At 67.8% G+C, this 19,658-nt stretch carries 16 protein-coding genes; 3 read left to right on the forward strand and 13 right to left on the reverse strand.

Annotation, left to right across the window (positions count from 1 at the left end; translation table 11 throughout):
- Window positions 1-7: 7 nt before the first annotated feature.
- The 8 genes from FRZ44_RS26110 to FRZ44_RS26145 all read right to left on the reverse strand — a co-directional run bounded on the left by FRZ44_RS26110 (window position 8) and on the right by FRZ44_RS26145 (window position 8,898).
- Window positions 8-1,891: an ABC transporter ATP-binding protein gene (locus FRZ44_RS26110; protein ID WP_151179941.1), complete on the reverse strand. Its 1,884-nt coding sequence runs from the start codon at window positions 1,889-1,891 to the stop codon at window positions 8-10.
- Complete coding sequence (locus tag FRZ44_RS26115; protein WP_151179942.1) at window positions 1,888-2,418, reverse strand: hypothetical protein; 531 nt, start codon at window positions 2,416-2,418, stop codon at window positions 1,888-1,890. The genes FRZ44_RS26110 and FRZ44_RS26115 overlap by 4 nt, the downstream gene beginning before the upstream one ends.
- Window positions 2,415-3,197 carry a polysaccharide deacetylase family protein gene (locus tag FRZ44_RS26120; RefSeq protein ID WP_151179943.1) on the reverse strand — a complete coding sequence of 261 codons (783 nt, stop codon included), beginning with the start codon at window positions 3,195-3,197 and terminating at the stop codon, window positions 2,415-2,417. Before FRZ44_RS26120 ends, FRZ44_RS26115 begins: the two co-directional genes overlap by 4 nt.
- Window positions 3,194-4,360 carry a glycosyltransferase family protein gene (locus tag FRZ44_RS26125; RefSeq protein ID WP_151179944.1) on the reverse strand — a complete coding sequence of 389 codons (1,167 nt, stop codon included), beginning with the start codon at window positions 4,358-4,360 and terminating at the stop codon, window positions 3,194-3,196. The genes FRZ44_RS26120 and FRZ44_RS26125 overlap by 4 nt, the downstream gene beginning before the upstream one ends.
- On the reverse strand, window positions 4,357-4,995 hold the full coding sequence (locus tag FRZ44_RS26130; RefSeq protein ID WP_151179945.1) for a histidine phosphatase family protein: 639 nt from the start codon (window positions 4,993-4,995) through the stop codon (window positions 4,357-4,359). The genes FRZ44_RS26125 and FRZ44_RS26130 overlap by 4 nt, the downstream gene beginning before the upstream one ends.
- A gap of 17 nt (window positions 4,996-5,012) precedes the next feature.
- Window positions 5,013-6,194: a glycosyltransferase family 4 protein gene (locus tag FRZ44_RS26135; RefSeq protein WP_151179946.1), complete on the reverse strand. Its 1,182-nt coding sequence runs from the start codon at window positions 6,192-6,194 to the stop codon at window positions 5,013-5,015.
- Entirely contained in the window at window positions 6,191-7,480 is a 1,290-nt protein-coding gene (locus FRZ44_RS26140; RefSeq protein ID WP_151179947.1) for a glycosyltransferase family 4 protein, read from the reverse strand. Before FRZ44_RS26140 ends, FRZ44_RS26135 begins: the two co-directional genes overlap by 4 nt.
- Window positions 7,481-7,653: 173 nt before the next feature.
- Entirely contained in the window at window positions 7,654-8,898 is a 1,245-nt protein-coding gene (locus tag FRZ44_RS26145; protein WP_151179948.1) for a glycosyltransferase family protein, read from the reverse strand.
- A 208-nt stretch (window positions 8,899-9,106) separates the two neighbouring features.
- Between FRZ44_RS26145 and FRZ44_RS26150 the strand changes: the two genes are divergently transcribed.
- Genes FRZ44_RS26150 through FRZ44_RS26160 form a run of 3 tightly spaced genes read left to right on the forward strand, consistent with a single transcriptional unit; the run spans window position 9,107 to window position 12,883 of the window.
- Entirely contained in the window at window positions 9,107-11,830 is a 2,724-nt protein-coding gene (locus FRZ44_RS26150) for an ABC transporter ATP-binding protein (protein WP_151179949.1), read from the forward strand.
- Window positions 11,831-11,886: 56 nt separating this feature from the next.
- Window positions 11,887-12,354: a Crp/Fnr family transcriptional regulator gene (locus FRZ44_RS26155; protein WP_151179950.1), complete on the forward strand. Its 468-nt coding sequence runs from the start codon at window positions 11,887-11,889 to the stop codon at window positions 12,352-12,354.
- 37 nt (window positions 12,355-12,391) lie between these two features.
- Window positions 12,392-12,883 (forward strand): class I SAM-dependent methyltransferase, encoded by a 492-nt coding sequence (locus FRZ44_RS26160; protein WP_151179951.1) that lies wholly within the window; start codon window positions 12,392-12,394, stop codon window positions 12,881-12,883.
- A gap of 42 nt (window positions 12,884-12,925) precedes the next feature.
- Here the strand turns inward: FRZ44_RS26160 and FRZ44_RS26165 are convergent, their stop codons facing one another.
- From FRZ44_RS26165 to FRZ44_RS26185, 5 genes are all read right to left on the reverse strand, one after another.
- A complete protein-coding gene (locus tag FRZ44_RS26165; protein ID WP_151179952.1) occupies window positions 12,926-13,714 on the reverse strand; it encodes an exodeoxyribonuclease III in 789 nt (262 codons plus the stop codon).
- A 565-nt stretch (window positions 13,715-14,279) separates the two neighbouring features.
- Window positions 14,280-15,071 carry a gamma-glutamyl-gamma-aminobutyrate hydrolase family protein gene (locus FRZ44_RS26170; RefSeq protein WP_151179953.1) on the reverse strand — a complete coding sequence of 264 codons (792 nt, stop codon included), beginning with the start codon at window positions 15,069-15,071 and terminating at the stop codon, window positions 14,280-14,282.
- A gap of 199 nt (window positions 15,072-15,270) precedes the next feature.
- Window positions 15,271-15,915, reverse strand: coding sequence for a LolA family protein (locus FRZ44_RS26175; protein WP_191908308.1), 645 nt, complete (start codon window positions 15,913-15,915; stop codon window positions 15,271-15,273).
- A 62-nt stretch (window positions 15,916-15,977) separates the two neighbouring features.
- On the reverse strand, window positions 15,978-18,389 hold the full coding sequence (locus FRZ44_RS26180; RefSeq protein ID WP_151179955.1) for an FtsK/SpoIIIE family DNA translocase: 2,412 nt from the start codon (window positions 18,387-18,389) through the stop codon (window positions 15,978-15,980).
- Window positions 18,386-19,612, reverse strand: coding sequence for an aminotransferase class I/II-fold pyridoxal phosphate-dependent enzyme (locus FRZ44_RS26185; RefSeq protein ID WP_151179956.1), 1,227 nt, complete (start codon window positions 19,610-19,612; stop codon window positions 18,386-18,388). The genes FRZ44_RS26180 and FRZ44_RS26185 overlap by 4 nt, the downstream gene beginning before the upstream one ends.
- Window positions 19,613-19,658 lie beyond the last annotated feature (46 nt).

Consider the following 19,658-nt stretch of genomic DNA (forward strand, 5'->3'; position numbering starts at 1 on the left):
ACGAACCTCAAGACGCGACTTTCAATGCGCTCGGCGCCTCGGCCGCGCGCAGGAAATGTCCGGGCGCCACTTCGATCAGCGAGGGTCGGCTTTGCGCGTCGATGGTGAAGGGCGCAGGCCAGGTCGAGGGGATCGAGTTGCGTTCGGAGGAGAGCTTCTGGAAATCCAGCGGATAGCGCGGATCGGGCTCGGGCACCGCCGAGAGCAGGGCCCGCGTATAGGGATGGAGCGGGTTGCGGAACAGGGTCGACGAGGGCGCGAGCTCGACCACGCGCCCCGCGCACATCACGGCGATGCGGTCGGCGATGTAATCGACCACCGCGAGGTTGTGGGAGATGAAGAGATAGGTGAGCCCCAGCTTCTGCTGCAGGTCCTTCAACAGATTGAGGATCTGGGCCTGGATCGAGACGTCGAGCGCGGAGACCGGCTCGTCGCAAATCAGGAGATCGGGCTGCAAGGCCAGCGCGCGGGCGATGCCGATGCGCTGACGCTGGCCGCCGGAGAAGCTATGCGGATAGCGCTTGAGATGGCGGATATCCAGCCCCACCAGCTGCATCAGCTCCTTGACGGCCTCGGCCCGTTGGCGCTCGTTGCCGACGCCATGGACCACCAGCGGCTCGCTGATGATGTCGAACACCGTCATGCGCGGATTGAGGGACCCGAACGGATCCTGGAACACGAACTGGATCTTGCGCCGGTACTTGAACAGCGTGTCGCCGCGCAGCGAGAGCACGTCGAGGCGCTTGCCGTAATCGTTGAAGGTGACCTTGCCTTCGTCGGGCGTGATCGCGCGCATGATCATCTTGCTGACGGTGGTCTTGCCGCAGCCGCTCTCGCCGACCAGCCCCAGGCATTCGCCCCGCGCGATGTCGAAGCTGACATCGTCGACCGCCAGCACCTTGTCGCCGCCGCCGGACAGCGCGCCCTGGCGCCGGCGGTAGCTCTTGCTCAGATGCTCGACCGACAGGAGCGGGCCGGCCGCGACCGCTTCGGCCGGCCAGTCCTTGCGCCCGCGCAGCAGCCGCGCATCCGCGGTCGCGATCTCGCGGATCGGCACCAGCCGCTCGCCCGGGGCCATGTGGAAGCGCGGCACGGCGCGCAACAGCGCTTTCAGGTAGGGATGCTGCGGGTTGCTGAAGATGTCGTTCAGCATGCCGCTTTCCATGATCTGGCCGTGATACATGACCACGACTTCCTCGGCCACGTTCGCGACCACCCCCAGATCGTGCGTGATCACGAGGAGCGCCATGCCGAGCTCATTCTGAAGATCGCGGATGAGCTTGAGGATCTGTGCCTGGATGGTGACGTCGAGAGCGGTGGTGGGTTCGTCGGCGAGCAGAAGCGCCGGCCGGCAGATCAGCGCCATCGCGATCATCGCGCGCTGGCGCAGGCCGCCCGAGAGCTCGAACGGATAGGTGTCGTAGGCGCGCTTGGGATCGGGGAACTGCACGAGCCGCAGCATCTCGATCACCAGCTCGCGGCCGGTCGCGCCGTCGACCTTGCGATGGAGATGCAAGGCCTCGCTGATCTGATTGCCGATGGTATGGAGCGGCGAGAGCGAGCTCATCGGCTCCTGGAAGATGATCGAGACGCGCCCGCCGCGGATGTCGCGGATCTGCGCGCCCTTGGGCGGCAGCTTCGCGATGTCCGTGATGGCACCGCCCTTGGCCGGATCGGCGAACAGGATCTCGCCGCTGGTGATCCGGGCCGAGCTCGGCAGGATGCCCATGATGGCTTGGCTGATGACGGTCTTGCCCGAGCCGGACTCGCCGACCAGCGCCACCGTGCCGCCCTGGGGAACGCGGAAGGAGACGCCGCGCACGGCGTGGACGGCGCCGCCGGGCAGGGCGAACGAGACCGAGAGATTATTGACGGTCAGCAGATCGGTCATGGGCCGACACCGTCGCGCTCGGGATGCCAGGACGCCGGGTCGGCGAGGCCGAGGGCCGCGAAATTGGCCCGCGTGGTGTCGTCGGTCGCGATGCCGATGCCGCGGACCGCCAGGGCGGCGCGGCGCGCCATGTCCTCGAAGCCATCGAGATCGGAGTCGAAAGCGATGCGTGCCGTGGGCCCGGCCAGATGCATCGTGAACCATCCATTCTTGCGGTTGCGGCGGGTCGAGTAGTAACGAAGCTTAACCGACACGAGATCGTGCCATGCCACTGGCTCCTGCTTGAACAATATCGACCGGGGCGAGATCAACGTGAACGCCTGATCGGATACCTCGATACGGACGGCCTGCCGCCAAACCGTCCTTATCGTGAACAGGAGAAAGAGGAGCGTCAATCCGCCGATGAGAATGTGAACCTGGGGAACGGAGGGAAAAAGAACCCAGGCGGCGATCGAGCCGGCGAGACCGCCACCGCCGCGCAGATAGTCGCCGACAAGCCGGCCGGTCTGATAGCGATAAATCGTCATGAGGCCCGACCCGACCCCCGGGCCGGCCGGAAAGCCTGCGCCGTGCCGACCCAGCGTCCGGCCGGATGGCCTTCGGTTTCGTCAAGAAAGCGGGCAATGAAGTCCCAGGCGGCGCGATCATGGGCGAGATGATGCGTCATCAAGCCGGTGGGTTCGGTGACATCGGCGCCGCCCTCGCGGCGCAGGCGCAAATGGTGAACAGCGCGTTTCAAGACGGGCGCGGTGCCCAGGAACCGGCCGCTGCTCCAGCTCATGACGTCCAGATGAACATTGACCTGGACCAGCCCGGGCTTGGCGAAGCGTCCGGCCCGGGGCCCGAATACCGACAGGCCATGATAGCCCGCCGGCGCCAGAGCGCCGACCACCCCGTTGTCGATCCGGTTCCAAGGGGGCACCACGATGTCGTGGAAGCGTCTGCCGAACAGAGCCTCGAGCCGGCGGCGGCCGGACCGCAGCTCGGCCATGACCTTGGTTAACGGACGATGCAGCCCCAGCTCGATCGTCTTTTCCGCCGGCGACGCATGATTGCGATGAGCATAGCCATGCTGCAGCACCCGCACTCCTTTCTCGGGCCCGAGCCGGTCCGCGAGCGGTGCGCCGGCACCTGCCGGGACCACCGCCAACGCGAGGGGCAGGCTCCGCGAGGCTCGCAAGGCAAGCAGGCGGTCGAGGGCCGGCGACGGCGTCTGCGCGTCGTCGTCGCGCCACCAGAAGCTTGCGGAACGGCCGTCCTCCTGCCAGCGGTCGAGCTCGCGCTTGAGGGCGTTCCAACTGGTCATCGCGGCGATACCCTCATGCCCTGGCCCAGGGCCATCAGGATCCGCGCGGTCTCCGCCGCACCGTCGAAATGGAGATCGACGACCGGGCGCTCGCGCGCGGCGGCCCGGTCGATCGCGGCCGCGAATTTCGCCGGCTGCAGCGCGTCGGTCTCGATGACGTCGATCAGTTCGAGTGCGGCCAGCCGGCGCGCCCGCAGTGTCTGTTCGGTTTCGCTGGCCTCGGCAAAGGGCACGACCAGGGCGCGGGCGCGGGCGCTCAAGAGTTCCATCACGGTATTATAGCCGGCCTGCGAAACCGAGAGGCGGCAGCGCGCGAACAAGGCCGGCAGATCGGGCCGGACACGGTCGAGGACGACGCCTGTCGGCAGCGAGGCGCGCAAGGCGGAAAGGTCGCGCTCGGCCATGCCCGGTCCGGTGACGATGCGCCAGGGCCGGTCGCGCCATTGCGTCAGCGGCCTCGCCGCGAGCGCAGCCTCGATCAGCGGCCGGCCGACGGCACCGCCGCCGGCGGACACCAGGATTTCGCCATGGCCGTCGGCGGCAGTGGCGGCGGACGAGGCCGCGACGGCGGAATCGAGCACATAGCCGGTGTAGGTGATGCGATCCGCCAGGGCTGCCGCGGCCGGAAAGCTCGCCTCGAGCGGAATGACCGCGGGGTCGCCATGCACCAGCACGCGATCGAAAGAGTCCCGCGCCAGCGCGATCATCTCGGCCTGCCGCCGAGGATCGGATTTCGCCACCAGCACGTCGCGCAGGGAACAGGCGACGACCGGACGACGGGAACCCGTTTTGGCGGCCTCCAGGAGCGGCATCAGCTCGAACCGGAACGCGCGGCGGCCGAAGGGGAATTGCTCGATCAGCAGCAGATCGGGGCGCGTCTGCGCGAACAGATCCAGCAGCGCGTCGCGGCGCCGGTCGCGCCAGGCATCGTCGATCGGCCTGCCCGCCTCGTCGACAATGGCGGCGAAGCTGCTGTCGGCGCTTTCGGCCGGCGGCAATTGCACCAGACGGCCGGCGGGCGCGATGCCTTCGACCGGCCGGCCGCCGGAGGCCAGGATCACCTCGATGCCGGCGGCTTCGCAAGCGCGCGCCAAGGCCATGGCGCGGCGGAAATGCCCGACGCCCAGGAGATGCTGCACATAGAACAGAAGGCGCAGCGTCATGGGTGCGCCGCTCCTTGGTCCGCCGGCGGGATCAACGAAACATTCAGGCGCTCGACGCGCGGCTGTCCGTCGCTCGCGAGGACGAAGAGCTGCAGGCAATCGTCGCGCAGCTTGACCGGCGGTTTGCCGGTCATGTCCCAGCCGACGGCCATCGCATAAAGCGCGCGCATGATGCCGCGATGCGCGATCGCGAGCCGGTCGCTCCTTGCGGCGGCGACCTCCCGGAGCCAGGGGCGCAGGCGCTGCTGCACGTCGCGCGGGGATTCCCCGCCGGGTGCGCGATAATCGAGCCCGCGATCCTCGAGTGCCGTCATGCCTTGGCCCAGACGCGCGCGCAGATCGACCAGCCGCTCGCCTTCCCATTCGCCATGGCTCATCTCGATCAGCCGCGGCTCCACGGCGATGGCGCCTTCGTGACGATGGCTGCGCGCGAGGATCGCCGCCGTCTCGCGGCAGCGCCGCAGCGGGCTCGTGACCCAGGGCCGCGCGACCCAGCTGTCGGGCAGCCGCCAGGAGTCGAGATGCGCGCGGCCGGCCTCATCGAGCGGCTCGTCGGTCAGCCCCTGGATTCTCCGGCTGCGATTCCAGGCGGTGGGCCCGTGACGCAGCAGCGCCAGCTGAACGGACGGCGTCATGGCAGCCGGCGCATCGTTCACGCGCTCGCCAGCGCAGGGCCGCCCGCCGCGCGCTGCGCCCGCAACGAGGCGGCCATGAGAATCTCGTCGAGGGCCGCCGCCGCCACCGCCAGACGATGATCGGCGGCGACTTTGTTCAGCGCCGCGTGGCGCATCTGCTGGCCCCGCTGCGGCGCATCGAGCAGCAACCGCACGGCTGCCGCGAAAGCGGGCGCATCGCCCAGCGCCGGCAGCAACCCGGTGGCGCCGCTGGCCACGATCGAAGCGACTCCGGGACTGTCGCCCGCGACCACCGGCAGGCCGGCCGCCTGCGCCTCGAGCAGGGCCATGCCATAGGCCTCGTTGATCGCGGGCCACACCATGACGTCGCTGGAGACATAGGCCGCGGCCAGGCGCTCGGCACCGAGCGCGCCGGCAAAACGCAGCCGTTCCGATCCCAGCGGTGCCAGCGCCGCCTCGACCTCGGGGCGGGCCGGGCCGTCGCCCACCACCAGCAGCTGCCAGCGGCGATCCATGAGGGCGGCCAGGGCCTCGGCCAGCAGGCGATAGGAGGCGAGCTTGTCGCCCGGCCGCATCATCCCCACGGCCAGCAGCCAGGGCTGCTCCGGGTCGAGCCCATAGGCTGTCATGATCTCGCGCTTGTGGCGCAGCCTTGCCGCCATCGCGGCCTGGAACGGACCCTCGTCGAGAAAGGGCTTCAGCAGGTACAGGCGATCGGACGCCACCAGCGGCCGCACGCAGGCCATATCGGTCGGATTGAGCGCGATCACTGCATCCGCGCGCCGGATCGCGGCCTCGACCGCGGCATGGCTCTCGGCCCAGGAGCCTTGCGCGCGCTTGGGCGCATGCGACGCCTCGACCACGACATAGGCCAGGCCCAGCGCATCGGCGACACGCGGCCCGATCCAGTCGGGCGCCTTGTAATAAAGATGGTAGGTGAGCCAGAGGGTCGGCCGCGCCGTCGCCGGCAAAGCCTGCCAGCGCCGGATGAGCCGCTCGGCCTGCTGGCGGCCGATCGCGGCGCGCTCCGACTGGCTCGCCGGGTCTCCGGCGGCCTCGCGCGAGCGCAGCCGGCTCGCCAGCATGACTTCGTGATTCCCCTTGGCGAGGGCCGCCATCAGCAGCCGCGCCATGGCGCGGTCGCCCGAGGGCACCGGATGGCCCGGCGGCTTCAGCGGTGCGTAGAACGCGACCTTCATGAGCGCAGGCCCACGGCCGCGCGCGCGACCCGCCGCGAATCGGCCTGCGCCGCTGGATCGGCAAGCCCGAATTTGCGGGCCAGCAGCTCGATCCCGTCGGTCATGTCGAACGCGCGCCGCACCCGCGCCTGGCCTGCGGCGCCCAGCGTCTCCCGCTGCTGCGGATCGCGGATCAGCTGCTCCATCGCCTGGGCCAGCGCCTCTTCATCGCCCGCCGGCACCAGCCAACCGTTGCCGCGGTCCTCGATCAATTCACCGATGCCGGGCAGTTGCGTAGAGAGGACGGCGAGCCCCTGGCTCTGGGCTTCCATCAGCACATTGGGCAGCCCGTCGCGATCGCCGTCGGGCGCGACCCGGCTTGCCAGCACGAAGAGATCGGCGTCGCCATAGGCCGCGAGAACGACCTCCTGCGGCTGCGCGCCCCGCCAGTCGATCCGGTCCGCGAGCCCGAGGCGGGCGGCCTCGCGCTGCAGCGCCGGCTTGAGCGGGCCGCCGCCGATTTGAACCAGGCGCCAGGCGAGATCGCGCGGCAAGCGGCCTAGGGCGGCCAGCAGAACGTCGTAACCCTTCTTGGGGACCAGGCGGCCGACCGAGAGCAGCCGGACGGGCGCTCGCGCATCGCTGCCGTCGCGGCGTCCGTCGTGTCGAAGGGCCGGTGCCGGGAAGCGCTGCAGATCGAGACCGTGATGGGCGAGCGTGACGGTCGCGGGCCCCGGCGCCAGTGCCGCCAGATGATCGCGGCCCTGGGCGGTGCAGGTCACCAGCCAGTCGAGGCTCGCGAGCTTCTCGCGCTTCTCCCACTCGGGCGTGATCCAGATGTCCTTGGCATGGGCCGAGCCGCTCCAGGGCAGGTCGAGCAGCAGGGCGGCGTAGCGGGCGACCGAAGCCGGGGTGTGGAGGAAATGCGCGTGCAGCCGCTCCACGCCCGGCGCCAGCTCGGCCGCCAGCACCAGCGCCTGGCCGAAGCGGCGCACGCGGTTGCGGGTCGGATCGCGCCGCAGATCCTTGAGGAACGCTCGGAACAGGAGGGGATAGCGGCGATGACGGTGCAGCCTGCGCCAGGCGCGCAGCACGCGCCGCGGCTCCTGATGCAGATATTCGGGCAGATAAAGGATCGGCGCTTTGATCTCGCGATGGACCGGATGGACCGCGCGATCGGTCGGATGGCGCAGCGACACGATCCGGATGTCGAGGCCGCGCTGCTCGAGCGCGCGGATCTCCTGCGCGATGAAGGTCTCCGACAGCCGCGGATAGCCTTTGAGCAGAAAGGCGACGGTGCCTGCCAAGGGGGTCCTAAAGCCTCGCCATCAGCCGACGGCCGCGCCGGCCCGGAGAGGCCGGCCGCGCGCCGGGCCCGCGATCATGACCGAGCCGGACCGGCGCTGTCGAGCGGCGCGGCATGACGGGAAACATCAACGCGATCCGGATGTTGAGCGGGGTTCTCGGGCGCGGCCGGCGGTCAGCCGAGGCCGACGGCCGGATTGTAGGTGGCGCGGCGGATCTTGGGCTGGCGCTCGCGGGCCAGCCATTGCTGGGCCAGGCGGTTTACGTTGTAGAGCCCGTCCAGCAGGCCCGGCACCACGACCTGCGACGGCAACCGTTGCTGCGGCAGCTGGCGCAAGGCCGTCGCCATCAGATGCGGATCGCGGTTGCTGTCTTCCTCGGTGACCATCTGGCAGAGACCCAGATCGGCGGCGCGCGCCGCGCGGATATATTGCTCGCGGCGCGGATGCATGCGCGGCACGATGAGCGCGCGTTTGTCGAAGGAGAGGATCTCGCAGAAAGTGTTGTAGCCGCCCATCGCCACCACGCCGACCGCTGCCGCCATCAGATGCTCCATCTGGGCATCGAAGGTGATGGCCTCGACATTGGGCAGCTGCGAGGCGCGCGCCAGGAACTCGCCCTGGCGTTCGGACTGCATGAAGGGTCCGAGCACCAGCAGGGCCGGATAGGGCAGCGCGCGGTCATGCTCATAGGCCGAGAGCACCCAGTCGATCACCCCTTCGCCGTCGCCGCCGCCGCCGGTCGTCACCAGCAGATAGGGGCTGGTGATCTTCTGCAGATGCGTCATCTGGCCATGGGCCGCGGACAGCGTGCGGGGCAGATAGCCCGTGTAGGTCATGCGCTTGCGCACCGACCACGGGATATCGAGACCGGCCAGCGGATCGCCGCAGACCTGCGGCAGGCCATAGACCCAGATATCGTCATAGAGATCGGCCACGGCGGGGACGACGCGCTTGCGCTCCCATTCGGGCGCCAGCAGGGCGGGCTCGTCCAGCACGTCGCGCAGGCCCAGGATCAGGGGCGTGCCGCGCTCGCGCAGCATCTCCAAGGTCTCGAGCGCTTCGCCGCGCAGGCCGAGCGGCTCCTTGTCGACGATGAAGAGATCGGGATCGAAGATATCGGCGGTGTGGCGGATGATCGAGGCCCGCATCGCCAGCGTCTCCTCGATATCGATCAGGAGGCTGAGCGAGGTGTAGTCGCCGTTGCGCAGCTTGATCACGCCGGGAATGCGGACGAAATCCACGCGCGCCCTGAAATCGAACGAGCCGATGATCGGCGAGCCCGTCAGGATCAGGACCGAGAGTTCCTTGTTGCGTTCGACCAGCGAATGCGCGATCGCGCGGCAACGGCGCAGATGGCCGAGGCCGAAGGTATCGTGGCTGTAAATCAGCACGCGGGCGTTTCGACGCGCTTCGCTCATTCTGGACGGCCGCTGGCGTTTACAATTCGATTTCCCCGGGGCGGGACTATGCCACAGCGGCAAATCCCGAAGAAAGCGAACTTATCGGGAAAATCCTAAGACTCCCCATAGCTTGGCGCTATTCCGGGCGGCCCCCGGTTGGCTATGGTAAGGGAGAGATGAAGGGACGGCCTGTGGCGGCGCCGCTCCCGAGGGCGGGGGAATCCGGTTGGAATCCAATCTTTTCAAATACATATGGCGGCATAGCAAGACCGAGCAGCTGGTCATCCTCGGCATCGTCGCGCTGTCCCAGCTGTTCTATTTCCTCTCCCTGGATCTGCCCAAGGCGATCGTCAACCGGGCGATCCAGGGCCAGGCCTTTACCGGCGGCAACACCACCACCCTGTTCTTTCCGATCGCCTTCAACGTGCCGGGCTTCCTCCAGGGCCTCTTCGGCAAGGGCCATGTGACCCTCTATGAGGGCTTCCCCCTCGAGCAGATCCCCTACCTGGTCGCGCTCAGCCTGCTGTTCCTGCTCCTCGTCATCATCAACGGCGTCTTCAAGCTGCAGATCAACACGCAGAAGGGCCGGATGGGCGAGCGCATGCTGCGCCGCCTGCGCTACGAGCTGTTCGACCGGGTCCTGCGCTTCCCGCAGCTTCACTTCCGCCGCGTCAAGCAGGCCGAGATCGCCACCATGATCAAGGACGAGGTGGAGCCCCTGGGCGGCTTCATCGGCGATGCCTTCGTGGCGCCGGCCTTCCTCGGCGGCCAGGCGATCACGGCGCTGGCCTTCATCCTGGCCCAGAGCTGGCTGCTCGGCACCATCACGGTGGTGATCCTGCTGGCCCAGGCCATCATCATTCCAAAGCTGCGCGTCAAGGTGCTGTTGCTGGGCAAGGCGCGCCAGCTGACGGCGCGCCAATTGGCCGGCCGCATCGCCGAATGCGTCGACGGCTCGCCCGACATCCATGCCCACGACACCTCGAACTATGAGCGGGCCGACATCGCCACCCGGCTCGCGCGCATCTTCGACATCCGGTTCGATCTCTATCAGCGCAAGTTCGCGGTGAAGTTCCTGAACAACATGCTGGCGCAGATGACGCCCTTCCTCTTCTACCTGGTGGGCGGCTATCTCGCGATCACGGGTCATCTCGATATCGGCGGCCTGGTGGCGGTGATCTCCGCCTACAAGGACCTGCCGGGGCCGGTGAAGGAGCTGATCGACTGGGATCAGCAGCGCCAGTCCGTCCAGATCCAGTATGAGCAGGTGGTCGATCAATTCCAGCCGGACGGCGTGCTCGCCGCCGAACTGCAGGCGATCGACGCCTCGGCGCCGGCACTCGAAGGCGATGTGGCTTTCTCCAACCTCACCGTCATCGACGAAGCCGGATCGCGGGTCCTCGACGGCATCGCCGTGAATTTTCCGCTGAGCTCCAAGATCGCGGTGATCGGCCCGGGCGGCAGCGGCCGCGAGGGACTGGCGCTGGCTCTGATGCGGCTGATGCCCTCGGCCGCCGGCGGCATCTCGATCGGCGGCAAGAATCTGGCCGACATGCCAGAGGCGGTCATCGGCCGGCACATCGCCTATGCCGGTCCCGAGCCCTATCTCTTCCCCCTGTCGGTGCGCGAGAACCTGATCTATGGGCTGAAGCATCGCCCGATACGGCTGCCGAAATATGAAGGGGAAGCCCTGGCGAAGCACGATGCCGTGGCGCGCGAAGCGCGGCGCGCGGGCAATCCGGACTTCGATCTCAACGCCGACTGGATCGACTATGAATCCGCCGGTGTCGAGGGGCCCGAGGGGCTGGAGGCGAAGCTGACGGCCCTGCTGAAGACCATCGAGCTCGACGAGGACGTCTATCAGCTGGGGCTTCGCGGCACGATCGATCCGACCCAGCGGCCCGATCTCGCCATCGCCGTCGTCGCCGCCCGCAAGGACCTGGCGCGCCGGCTGTCCGACCCGCAACTGGCAGCCCTGGTCGAGCCCTTCGATCCCGACCGCTACAACAAGAACATGTCGGTCGCGGAGAATCTGCTGTTCGGCACCGCCAAGGGCGACCTCGCGCCCGAGCGGCTGGTCGAGAACGATTATATCCGCGAGGTGCTGGGGCGCCTCGGCCTGGTGGACACGCTGGTCGATATGGGCCGCCAGATCGCCGAGACCATGATCGAGATCTTCGCCGATCTGCCGCCGGGTCATCCCTTCTTCGAGCAGTTCAGCTTCATCGGCGCGGAAGATCTTCCGCAGTTTCGCGCGATCCTCGGCCAGTGGGGCAAGTCGGGTGTGACCGGGCTGGACAAGAACGCCCGGGTCCGGTTGATCCAGCTGACGCTGCCCTATATCGAGGCCCGCCATCGCTTGGGGCTGGTGGACGAAACCATGGAACGCCGCCTGCTCGAGGCGCGGCGCGCCTTCGCGCAAGGCCTGCCCGACGCGCTCAAGGGCTCGATCGAGTTCTATGACCATGAGCGCTACAACGCGATCGCCAGCCTGCAGGACAACATCCTGTTCGGACGCCTGGTCTATGGCCAGGCGCAGGCGGCCCAGAAGATCGGCCGCCTGATCGCCGAGGTGCTCGATGCCCGCCATTTGCGGGAATCGGTTCTGGGCGTCGGGCTCGATTTCCAGGTGGGGATCGCCGGCAAGCGCCTGACCGCCGCCCAGCGCCAGAAGATCGGTCTCGGCCGCGCCCTCCTGAAACGCCCGCAATTGCTGGTGCTGAACGAAGCGACCTCGCTCCTGGACAATGCCAGCCAGATGCGGATCGCCGAAACGATCCTCGGCGACAAGGAGGGTTTCGGCGTGCTGTGGGTCCTGCATCGCGCCGACCTGGCGCGCCGGTTCGATCGCGTCCTGGTCATGCGCGACGGGCGGTTGCAGGAGCAGGGGCCGCCGGCCGATCTCGACCGCTCCGGCACGACCTTTCACGAACTGGTCAGCGCGGCTTGAGCCGGCGGACCGCAGCAACCATCTACTGTTAACGGGCCCGGGATAGGAGGCCACAGATGAGCATCAATCAGGAAGTCGAACTGCTGCGACGCATCCCGATGTTCTCGAAGATCGATCCGGCGAAATTGCGCCTGCTCGCCTTCGCCAGCGAACGCGTGACGTTTCCGTCAGGCGAGGTGCTGTTCCATCAAGGGGATCCTGCCGATGCCGCCTATCTCATCATCGACGGCAGCGTGTCGGTAACGGTCGAGCTCGCGAGCGGGCCCCTGCTGGTGGCCAAGGTCGGCAAGGATCAAATCGTCGGCGAGATCGGCATCATCTGCGACGTGCCCCGCACCGCGACCATCACCGCCGAGATGCCCACGATCACGCTCAAGATCACGCGCGATCTCTTCTTCCAGATGATCAACGATTTTCCCGTCATGGGCGTCGAGATCATGCGGGTGCTCGCGCACCGGCTGGAGCACACCACCGCGCAGCTTCGAAACTGCCAGCAACGGCTCAATCAAATGGAACATGCGTGAAGCGTAACAAGAGGCCGATCGCCGCCGGCAGTGCCGCATGAGCCGGCTCGACTCCTACATCCGCCGCATGCAGGCCCAGAAACTCTGTCTCGACCGGGCGGCACAGCTGATCGGCACGCGACCGGGGCCGATCCTCGAGTTGGGCTTCGGCAATGGCCGCACCTACGATCATCTGCGCGAATTGTTTCCGGGGCGGAAGATCTATGTCTTCGACCGGCAGATCAATCCGCATCCGGACTGCGTGCCGCCCACGGACATGGTGCGATTGGGCGATGCCCGCGAGACCCTGCCGCGTTTCCTCGAAGGCGCACCCGAGCCGGCGGTCCTGATCCACACCGATATCGGCACCGGCGACAAGACCGCGAGCCTGCGGCTGGCGCAGGATCTGGCGCCGACGATAGCCCGCCTGCTGGCGCCGGGCGGCCTGGTCGCGGGCGATCAGCCCTTGCCCGACGACGGGCTCGAGCCGCTGCCGCTGCCCGAGGGCGTGAAGGTCGGGCGCTATCACTTCTATCGCCGCAGAGCCTAGCGCGGCGCCGATCCTTGCGGGATCGGCATTCGTGGCATCCGCTCAGGCGAAGTCGACCACCACCGGCACATGGTCGGAGGGCTGCGCCCAGCCGCGCGCCTCGCGCAGCACGGCCGCGCCCTTGAGCTTGCTCTTGAGCGGACGCGTCACCCAGATATGGTCGAGGCGCCGGCCGCGATCGGACGCTTCCCAGTCGGCGGCGCGGTAGCTCCACCAGCTATAGAGCTGGTCCTTGGGCGGAATGAAATGGCGCACCGCGTCGGTCCAGCCCAGTCCCTCCTGCAGGCCGGTCAGCTTCTCCACCTCGATCGGCGTGTGGCTCACCACGTCGAGCAGCTGCTTATGCGACCAGACATCGGTCTCGAGCGGCGCGATGTTGAGATCGCCCACCAGGATCATCTTGCGTTTGGCGTCCCGCTCGCTCGCGAACCAGTCCGTCATCTCGTCGAGGAAGTCGAGCTTGTGGGCGAATTTCGGATTGGCCTTGCGGTCGGGGATGTCGCCGCCCGCGGGCACATAGAAGTTGTGCAGCTCGACGCCGCCCGGCAGCGTGACCGCGAGATGGCGGCAATCGCCCTTGCCGCACCAGTCCGGACCTTCGACCGGCTCGAGCGGCAGGCGCGAGAGGATGGCGACGCCGTTATAGCTCTTCATGCCGCGCCAGCGCCGATGCGGGTGACCGCCCGGCAGCAGCTCCGCCTTGGGGAACAGGTCGTCATGGACCTTGATCTCCTGGAGGCAGATGACGTCGGGGTCCCAGCGCTGCACCAGGCGCGCGAGATGGTCGAACCGCAGGCGAACCGAATTGACGTTCCAGGTGACGAGACGCATGCACCGTTCCGGATGGGGTGATGGGGGTGCCCGCTCGAGCGCGACAGGAGACGCGCGCGGGCCCGAATTCGAAGGCCGTTTCTTATAGCGCAAAGGGGCCGGCCGTCGACTCCGGCCGGCATGGTGGCCGGCGGGCCACAGGGGTCCGGAGATAAGATTCCTAGAGTTTCAGGTTTTCGTTGCCGGAGAAGGGCTTGAAGAAAGCCCGGTCCGAGGCGCGAACGCGGGTGGGACACCCGCGCTCGCGCCATCAGGGACCGGGGATCGGGCGACCCAGAGAGGCCTGCCCGACGGCCGCTGGAAGCTTGCCTGCGAACGTGAAATCAGTTGCGATTTCACAGGCTTAGGCTCGATTCCAGGGCCTGAAAAGGCGAACGCCCGGCCAGGGGGAGACCGGGCGTTCTCAGTTCCGTCTAGGAGCCCGTTGCGGTAGGGGATGCCACTTCGGGCGACGGTCGCCATTGCGGCGCCCGCCACTGTATGCCTTTCATTTAAGACGGATCGCCCCGGCTTTCAAGGTCGCTTTGGCTCTTGACCATGATGTTTTTGCAACACTGGGGCGCGTCTATTCCGCGGCTTTCCCAGGGGCCCGCAAACGGGCCCGCGCACGCTCCCGGCAGGCCGTTCCGAAAGCCCTGAAAAGCGCAAGTGAAACAGGGTTTTCGGTCACCTTGTATTCGGGGTGCCACTGCACGCCGAAGGCAAAATTCCTGGCCTTCTCGACTCGGACGGCCTCGATCACGTCATCGGGGGCTTTGGCCTCGACCACGAGTCCTGGTGCCAGCCGGTCGATCGCCTGCCAATGGAGGGAGTTCACCTCGATCTCGCTGCGCCCCAGGATTTTCGTCAGCATCCCAGTGGGTTCCAGCGCGATCTTGTGCTGCGGTGCGTATCTCGCGTCGTAATCGACATTCTTGGGGCTGCGATGATCGAGCTTGCCCGCCAGGGTATGGACCTGCGTATGGAGGGTGCCGCCGAGTGCGACATTCAGCTCCTGATGCCCCCGGCAGATGCAGAACAGCGGCACGCCCGCGGCGATGGCGGCGCGGATCAGGGGCAGCGTGGTGGCGTCGCGCTGCGGATCCTGCGGGCTGTCGGCACGATCGGGCGGACCGCCGTAATGGCGCGGATGGATGTTGGAAAGGCTGCCGGTGAAGAGCAGCCCGTCGAGCCGGTCGAGCAGGGCGGGCAGGTCATAGGCCTCGCCCAGCACCGGCAGCAGCAAGGGCATGCCCTGCGCGCCTTCGACCACGGCCGTGATGTATTTCTCGCCGACCGCGTGGAACGGCAATTCCTCGACCGACTTGACGCAAGCCGGGATGCCGATCGCGGGCCAGGAGGCGTCGATGCGATACATGAGTGGGCTCGCCCCGTCAGACGCCGGACCTGCGTTCCCCGGGACGTTTCCGCCCCGGGACCGGCCGGTCGGGTGGCGTCGAAAGCCCCGAACCCGGCGGATATCAATATTGGGCCGAAAGCCCCGGCCCGCATCATGCTAGCGCAAGATGCCTGACCCGACGTAAACGCCGATCCGCGAGGCTTTCCCTCGCGCCGCCTCAGCGATTGTCGGACGGCAGGCCCTTGCTGGGGGTGGCGAACAGCGCGTTGGCGAGCGCCCCGCCCATGGTCACGTCCTGGAGCCCCACCCGGATCTGGTTGCCCTGCGGGTCGAGGATGGTCCATTGCCGCAGCTCGAGCGGGTCGTCGGCGAAGGCGAGCTCGATCTGGCCGGCCTCGGGCGAGCCGCTTTCGAATGCGCCGATCCGCAAGGCGCCCGGCTCGCGAATGACCTCGCTCACGGTGACGCCGTTCTTGAAGGAGACGGTCTCGCGCAGCAGGAACCAGAGCGGCGAGGAGCCGATCGGCACCTGGCTGATCTGGTCCAGGTCCATGTCGTAATAGCTCACCACCAGCCCGTCGGCGACGATGATCACCTTGAGCGGCGGGTCATATTCGACGCGGAGCCTGCCGGGGCGGCGCAGATAGATCTTCCCGAAGGCGAGCCCCGCCGTATTGGAATATTGCTGGAACTTCGCGCGCATCGTGGTGATGCCGTTGAGATACTCCTCCGCCCGCTTGAGGTCGCCGCGGTCCTGGTCCGTCAGTTCCTTGGCGGCGGGCGTCGACGCGGCGGCGGAGCGGGGCCGCAGAACGGACGCGCCCGCCGCCAGCAGCGGCAGCGCGCCCAATGTCTTCAGCAAGCCTCGGCGCGTGGGAGCGGCCCATGTCGCATCGGCCAGCGGTCCCGTAAAAGCGTCGTATCTCATAGATCTCCGTCAATGTTGCGAGCGAGCACTTCGCGCTTGCCGACATGGTTGGCCGTGCTGACCACGCCTTCGCGCTCCATGCGCTCGACGATCCGCGCCGCCCGGTTATAGCCGATCTGGAGGTGGCGCTGAACGAAACTGGTCGAGGCCTTGCGTTCGCGACAGACGATGGCGACGGCCTGATCGTACAGCGCATCGCCGCTGTCGCCACCGCCAAACCCGCCCTCGCCGTCCAAGGCCTCCGCCTCCTCGTCCTGAGTGACCTCTTCGATATAGGTCGGCTGGCCCTGCTTTTTAAGGAAGCGGACGATGGTTTCAACCTCCTGGTCCGCGACAAAGGGTCCATGCACGCGGGTGATCCGGCCGCCCTGGGCCATATAGAGCATATCGCCCTGCCCCAGCAGCTGTTCCGCCCCGGTTTCGCTCAGGATCGTCCGGCTGTCGATCTTCGAGGTGACATGGAAGCTGACCCGGGTCGGGAAGTTCGCCTTGATGGTCCCGGTGATCACGTCCACCGAGGGGCGCTGGGTCGCCATGATGATATGGATGCCGGCGGCCCGCGCCATCTGCGCCAGGCGCTGGATCGCGGCCTCGATATCCTTGCCGGCGACCAGCATGAGATCCGCCATCTCGTCCACCACCACCACGATGAAGGGCAGGGGCTCGAGCGGAATATCCTCCTCCTCGTAGATCGGCTGGCCGGTCTCGGGATCGAACCCGGTCTGCACCTTGCGGCTCAGCTTCTCGTCCTTGGCCGCCGCCTCGGTGATGCGGATGTTGAAGCCCTCGATGTTGCGCACGCCGAGCTTCGACATCAGGCGGTAGCGGTTCTCCATCTCGCGCACGGTCCATTTGAGCGCGACCACGGCCTTGCGCGGATCGGTGACGACGGAGGTGAGGAGATGCGGGATGCCGTCATAGACGGAGAGCTCCAGCATCTTCGGGTCGATCATGATGAACTTGCAGTCGTCCGGCGAGAGACGATAGAGCAGCGACAGGATCATCGTGTTGATCGCGACCGACTTGCCTGAGCCGGTGGTGCCGGCGATCAGGAGATGCGGCATGCGCGCGAGATCGACGATGATCGGCTGGCCGCCGATATCCTTGCCGAGAACGAGGGCGAGCTTGGCGGCCGTGCGCTCATAGGCATCGCTCGCGAGCAGCTCGCGCAGCATCACGGTCTCGCGGATCTGGTTCGGCAGCTCGATGCCGATGACGCTGCGCCCGGGCACGACCGCGACGCGCACCGAGACGGCGCTCATCGAGCGCGCGATGTCGTCGGCCAGGCCCACCACGCGGCTGGTCTTGGTGCCGGGGGCGGGTTCCAGTTCGTAGAGCGTCACGACCGGACCGGGACGCACCTTCACGATCTCGCCGCGCACGCCGAAATCCTGCAGCACCGATTCCAGCAGCCGCGCATTCTGCTCGAGCGCGGCCTCGGACATTTTCTGCGTCACCGGATTGGCCGGCGGCTTCGCCAGCAGCTCCAGGGGCGGCAGCGTGTATTCCTCGTTGGTGACGAGATCGAGGGCCGGCTGGCGGTCGCGCTCGGCGCGTTTGCCGGGCTTGGGACGCGCCTTCGGCGCTTCGACGCGCGGGCCCGCCTCGGGGCGTTCCGCCGCGCGCGCGGCCGGCGAATGGACCGGCTCGCCCGCGGAATCCTCGTCGTCTTCCTCCGCGCCCAGATGCGGCTCGACCCGCTGTCGCCGCCGCTGCTCCGCCTGCTCGGCACGCCATTCGGCCGCCTCGGCATCGACCTCTTCGCGGCTGAAGCGCCGGCGCAGCGCGCCGATCAGGCGGCCGGTCAGGTCGCCCGCCTGCTGCAGCCGCTGCCAGGCCGCCACATAGCCGCGGGCGGAAATGCCGAGCGCCAGGTAGCCCAGGCCCGCCCAGAGCCCGAATCCCAGGATCGCGATCAGGCTCGCCGGCAGGCCGACCAGATGGGCCAGGCGCGGCAGCAGCAGATCGCCCGCATAACCGCCGAGGCCGACAGGGAGGAACCAGCTGCCGGTCGTGCCCAGCGCCGCCAGCGCCATGGCGAGGAACAGGATCGAGAAAGGCAGCAGCAGCAGGCGCAGCCACCACAGGCCGCTCACGCGGTGACGCAGCACGCGCCAGCCCCAGACCGACGGCACCAGCACCAGCATGAGGCTGGCGATGCCGAGCGCCTGCAGCAGCAGATCGGCGATGACCGATCCGGGATAGCCCATCAGGTTGCGCACCGAGCTGCCGGTCGCGGTGTTGAGCGAGGGATCGTCGGCGTTGTAGCTCAGCAGCGACAGCAGCAGCACCGCCGCCAGCGCCAGCAGCAGCAACCCGCCGAGCTCGACCGCGCGCCGCTTCAGGAAGGGGCGCCAGTCGTCGGGCAGGAAAGGCATGCGCATCAGGCCGCTCGTCTCATCGGTCATGATCCTGCTTCCTCGGATGCAGCCGCAACGTTGCTCGTCAGGACCCGCGCCATCCGCTCCAGGCCTTCTTGCGTGGCGGCGGCATCATAGACGAGCGCGACTCGGATATAGCGTTCGCCCGGATTCTGCCCGTTCGCGCCGGCGCGCGCCATATAGCCGCCGGGCAACACCTTGAGCCCGGCCTCGGCCCAGAGCCGTTTCGCCGCCGTTTCGCCATCGCCGACATCGAGCCACAGAAAGAACCCGCCGCCTGGGGTGGCGCCCATGCGGTTGCCGAGGATGCGCCGGGCCAACGCGAAGTTCTCGTTATAGAGCGCGCGATTGACCGCGACATGGGCCTCGTCGCGCCACAGCACGGTCGAGGCGGCGAGGATCGGATAGGGGACCGCCACGCCGCCATAGTTCACCAGCTGGGCGATGCGTTTCAGCATGCGCTCCTCGCCGGCGATGAAGCCCGAGCGCAGGCCCGCACCCGACGAGCGCTTCGAGAGCGAATGGAACACCACCAGATTGTCGAGACTGCCGCCGGCCTCGGCCGCCACCTCGAGCGCGCCCGAAGGCACCGCGTCGCGATAGAGCTCCGAATAGCATTCGTCGAAGGCGACCGTGAATCCGTATTGGCGCGCGAGCCCGAGCCAGCGCGCGAGATAGGCTGGCGAGGCGACCGCGCCTTGCGGATTGGCGGGCGAGCAGACATAGGCCAGCGCCGTGCGCTCGAGCGTGCGCCGGTCGATCGCCTCGGGATCGGGCAGGAAGCCGGTGGCCGCGGTCGCCGGCAGGAAGACCGGCTCGCCGCCGGCCATCGCGGCCGCGCCCGCATAGACGTGATAGAACGGGTTGGGCATCAGCACGGCGGGCCGCTCGGACGCCGAGACCGGCTCCTGCAGCGCCGCCAGCGCGATGAAGAACAGACCCTGGCGCGTGCCGGCGATCGGCATCAGATGGCGTTCCGGATCCAGCATCGAAGCCGGCAGATGGAAGCGCCGGTTGAGCCAGTCGGTGGCGGCGCAGCGGAATTCGGCATTGCCCACCGCCAGCGGATAGCGGCCCCACTCCGCCAGGTTCTGGACCAGGGGACCCTTGATCATCTCCGGCGGCGCGGCTTGCGGCTCGCCCACCGAGAACAGAAGGGGACGCTGATGGCCCGGTTCGATTCCCTGCAGTAGCGAGTTGAGCCGGGTGAAGGGATGGAATCGGAGCAGCGGATCGAGGCGGTCGGTCATCGACGGGTCGGGTTCGTCCGAATTGCCTGAAAAAGCGTCGTCCGGG

It is taken from the genome of Hypericibacter terrae (assembly GCF_008728855.1).
Classification (GTDB): Bacteria; Pseudomonadota; Alphaproteobacteria; order Dongiales; family Dongiaceae; genus Hypericibacter; species Hypericibacter terrae.

Bases quoted from the DNA above. Each gene is read 5' to 3' on its own strand.
- FRZ44_RS26125 (WP_151179944.1), bottom strand. From the start codon at position 4,360: ATGACGCTGCGCCTTCTGTTCTATGTGCAGCATCTCCTGGGCGTCGGG.
- FRZ44_RS26135 (WP_151179946.1), bottom strand. From the start codon at position 6,194: ATGAAGGTCGCGTTCTACGCACCGCTGAAGCCGCCGGGCCATCCGGTG.
- FRZ44_RS26170 (WP_151179953.1), bottom strand. From the start codon at position 15,071: ATGTATCGCATCGACGCCTCCTGGCCCGCGATCGGCATCCCGGCTTGC.
- FRZ44_RS26165 (WP_151179952.1), bottom strand. From the start codon at position 13,714: ATGCGTCTCGTCACCTGGAACGTCAATTCGGTTCGCCTGCGGTTCGAC.
- FRZ44_RS26160 (WP_151179951.1), top strand. From the start codon at position 12,392: ATGAGCCGGCTCGACTCCTACATCCGCCGCATGCAGGCCCAGAAACTC.
- FRZ44_RS26110 (WP_151179941.1), bottom strand. From the start codon at position 1,891: ATGACCGATCTGCTGACCGTCAATAATCTCTCGGTCTCGTTCGCCCTG.
- FRZ44_RS26180 (WP_151179955.1), bottom strand. From the start codon at position 18,389: ATGACCGATGAGACGAGCGGCCTGATGCGCATGCCTTTCCTGCCCGAC.
- FRZ44_RS26115 (WP_151179942.1), bottom strand. From the start codon at position 2,418: ATGACGATTTATCGCTATCAGACCGGCCGGCTTGTCGGCGACTATCTG.
- FRZ44_RS26120 (WP_151179943.1), bottom strand. From the start codon at position 3,197: ATGACCAGTTGGAACGCCCTCAAGCGCGAGCTCGACCGCTGGCAGGAG.
- FRZ44_RS26185 (WP_151179956.1), bottom strand. From the start codon at position 19,612: ATGACCGACCGCCTCGATCCGCTGCTCCGATTCCATCCCTTCACCCGG.
- FRZ44_RS26145 (WP_151179948.1), bottom strand. From the start codon at position 8,898: ATGAGCGAAGCGCGTCGAAACGCCCGCGTGCTGATTTACAGCCACGAT.
- FRZ44_RS26155 (WP_151179950.1), top strand. From the start codon at position 11,887: ATGAGCATCAATCAGGAAGTCGAACTGCTGCGACGCATCCCGATGTTC.
- FRZ44_RS26130 (WP_151179945.1), bottom strand. From the start codon at position 4,995: ATGACGCCGTCCGTTCAGCTGGCGCTGCTGCGTCACGGGCCCACCGCC.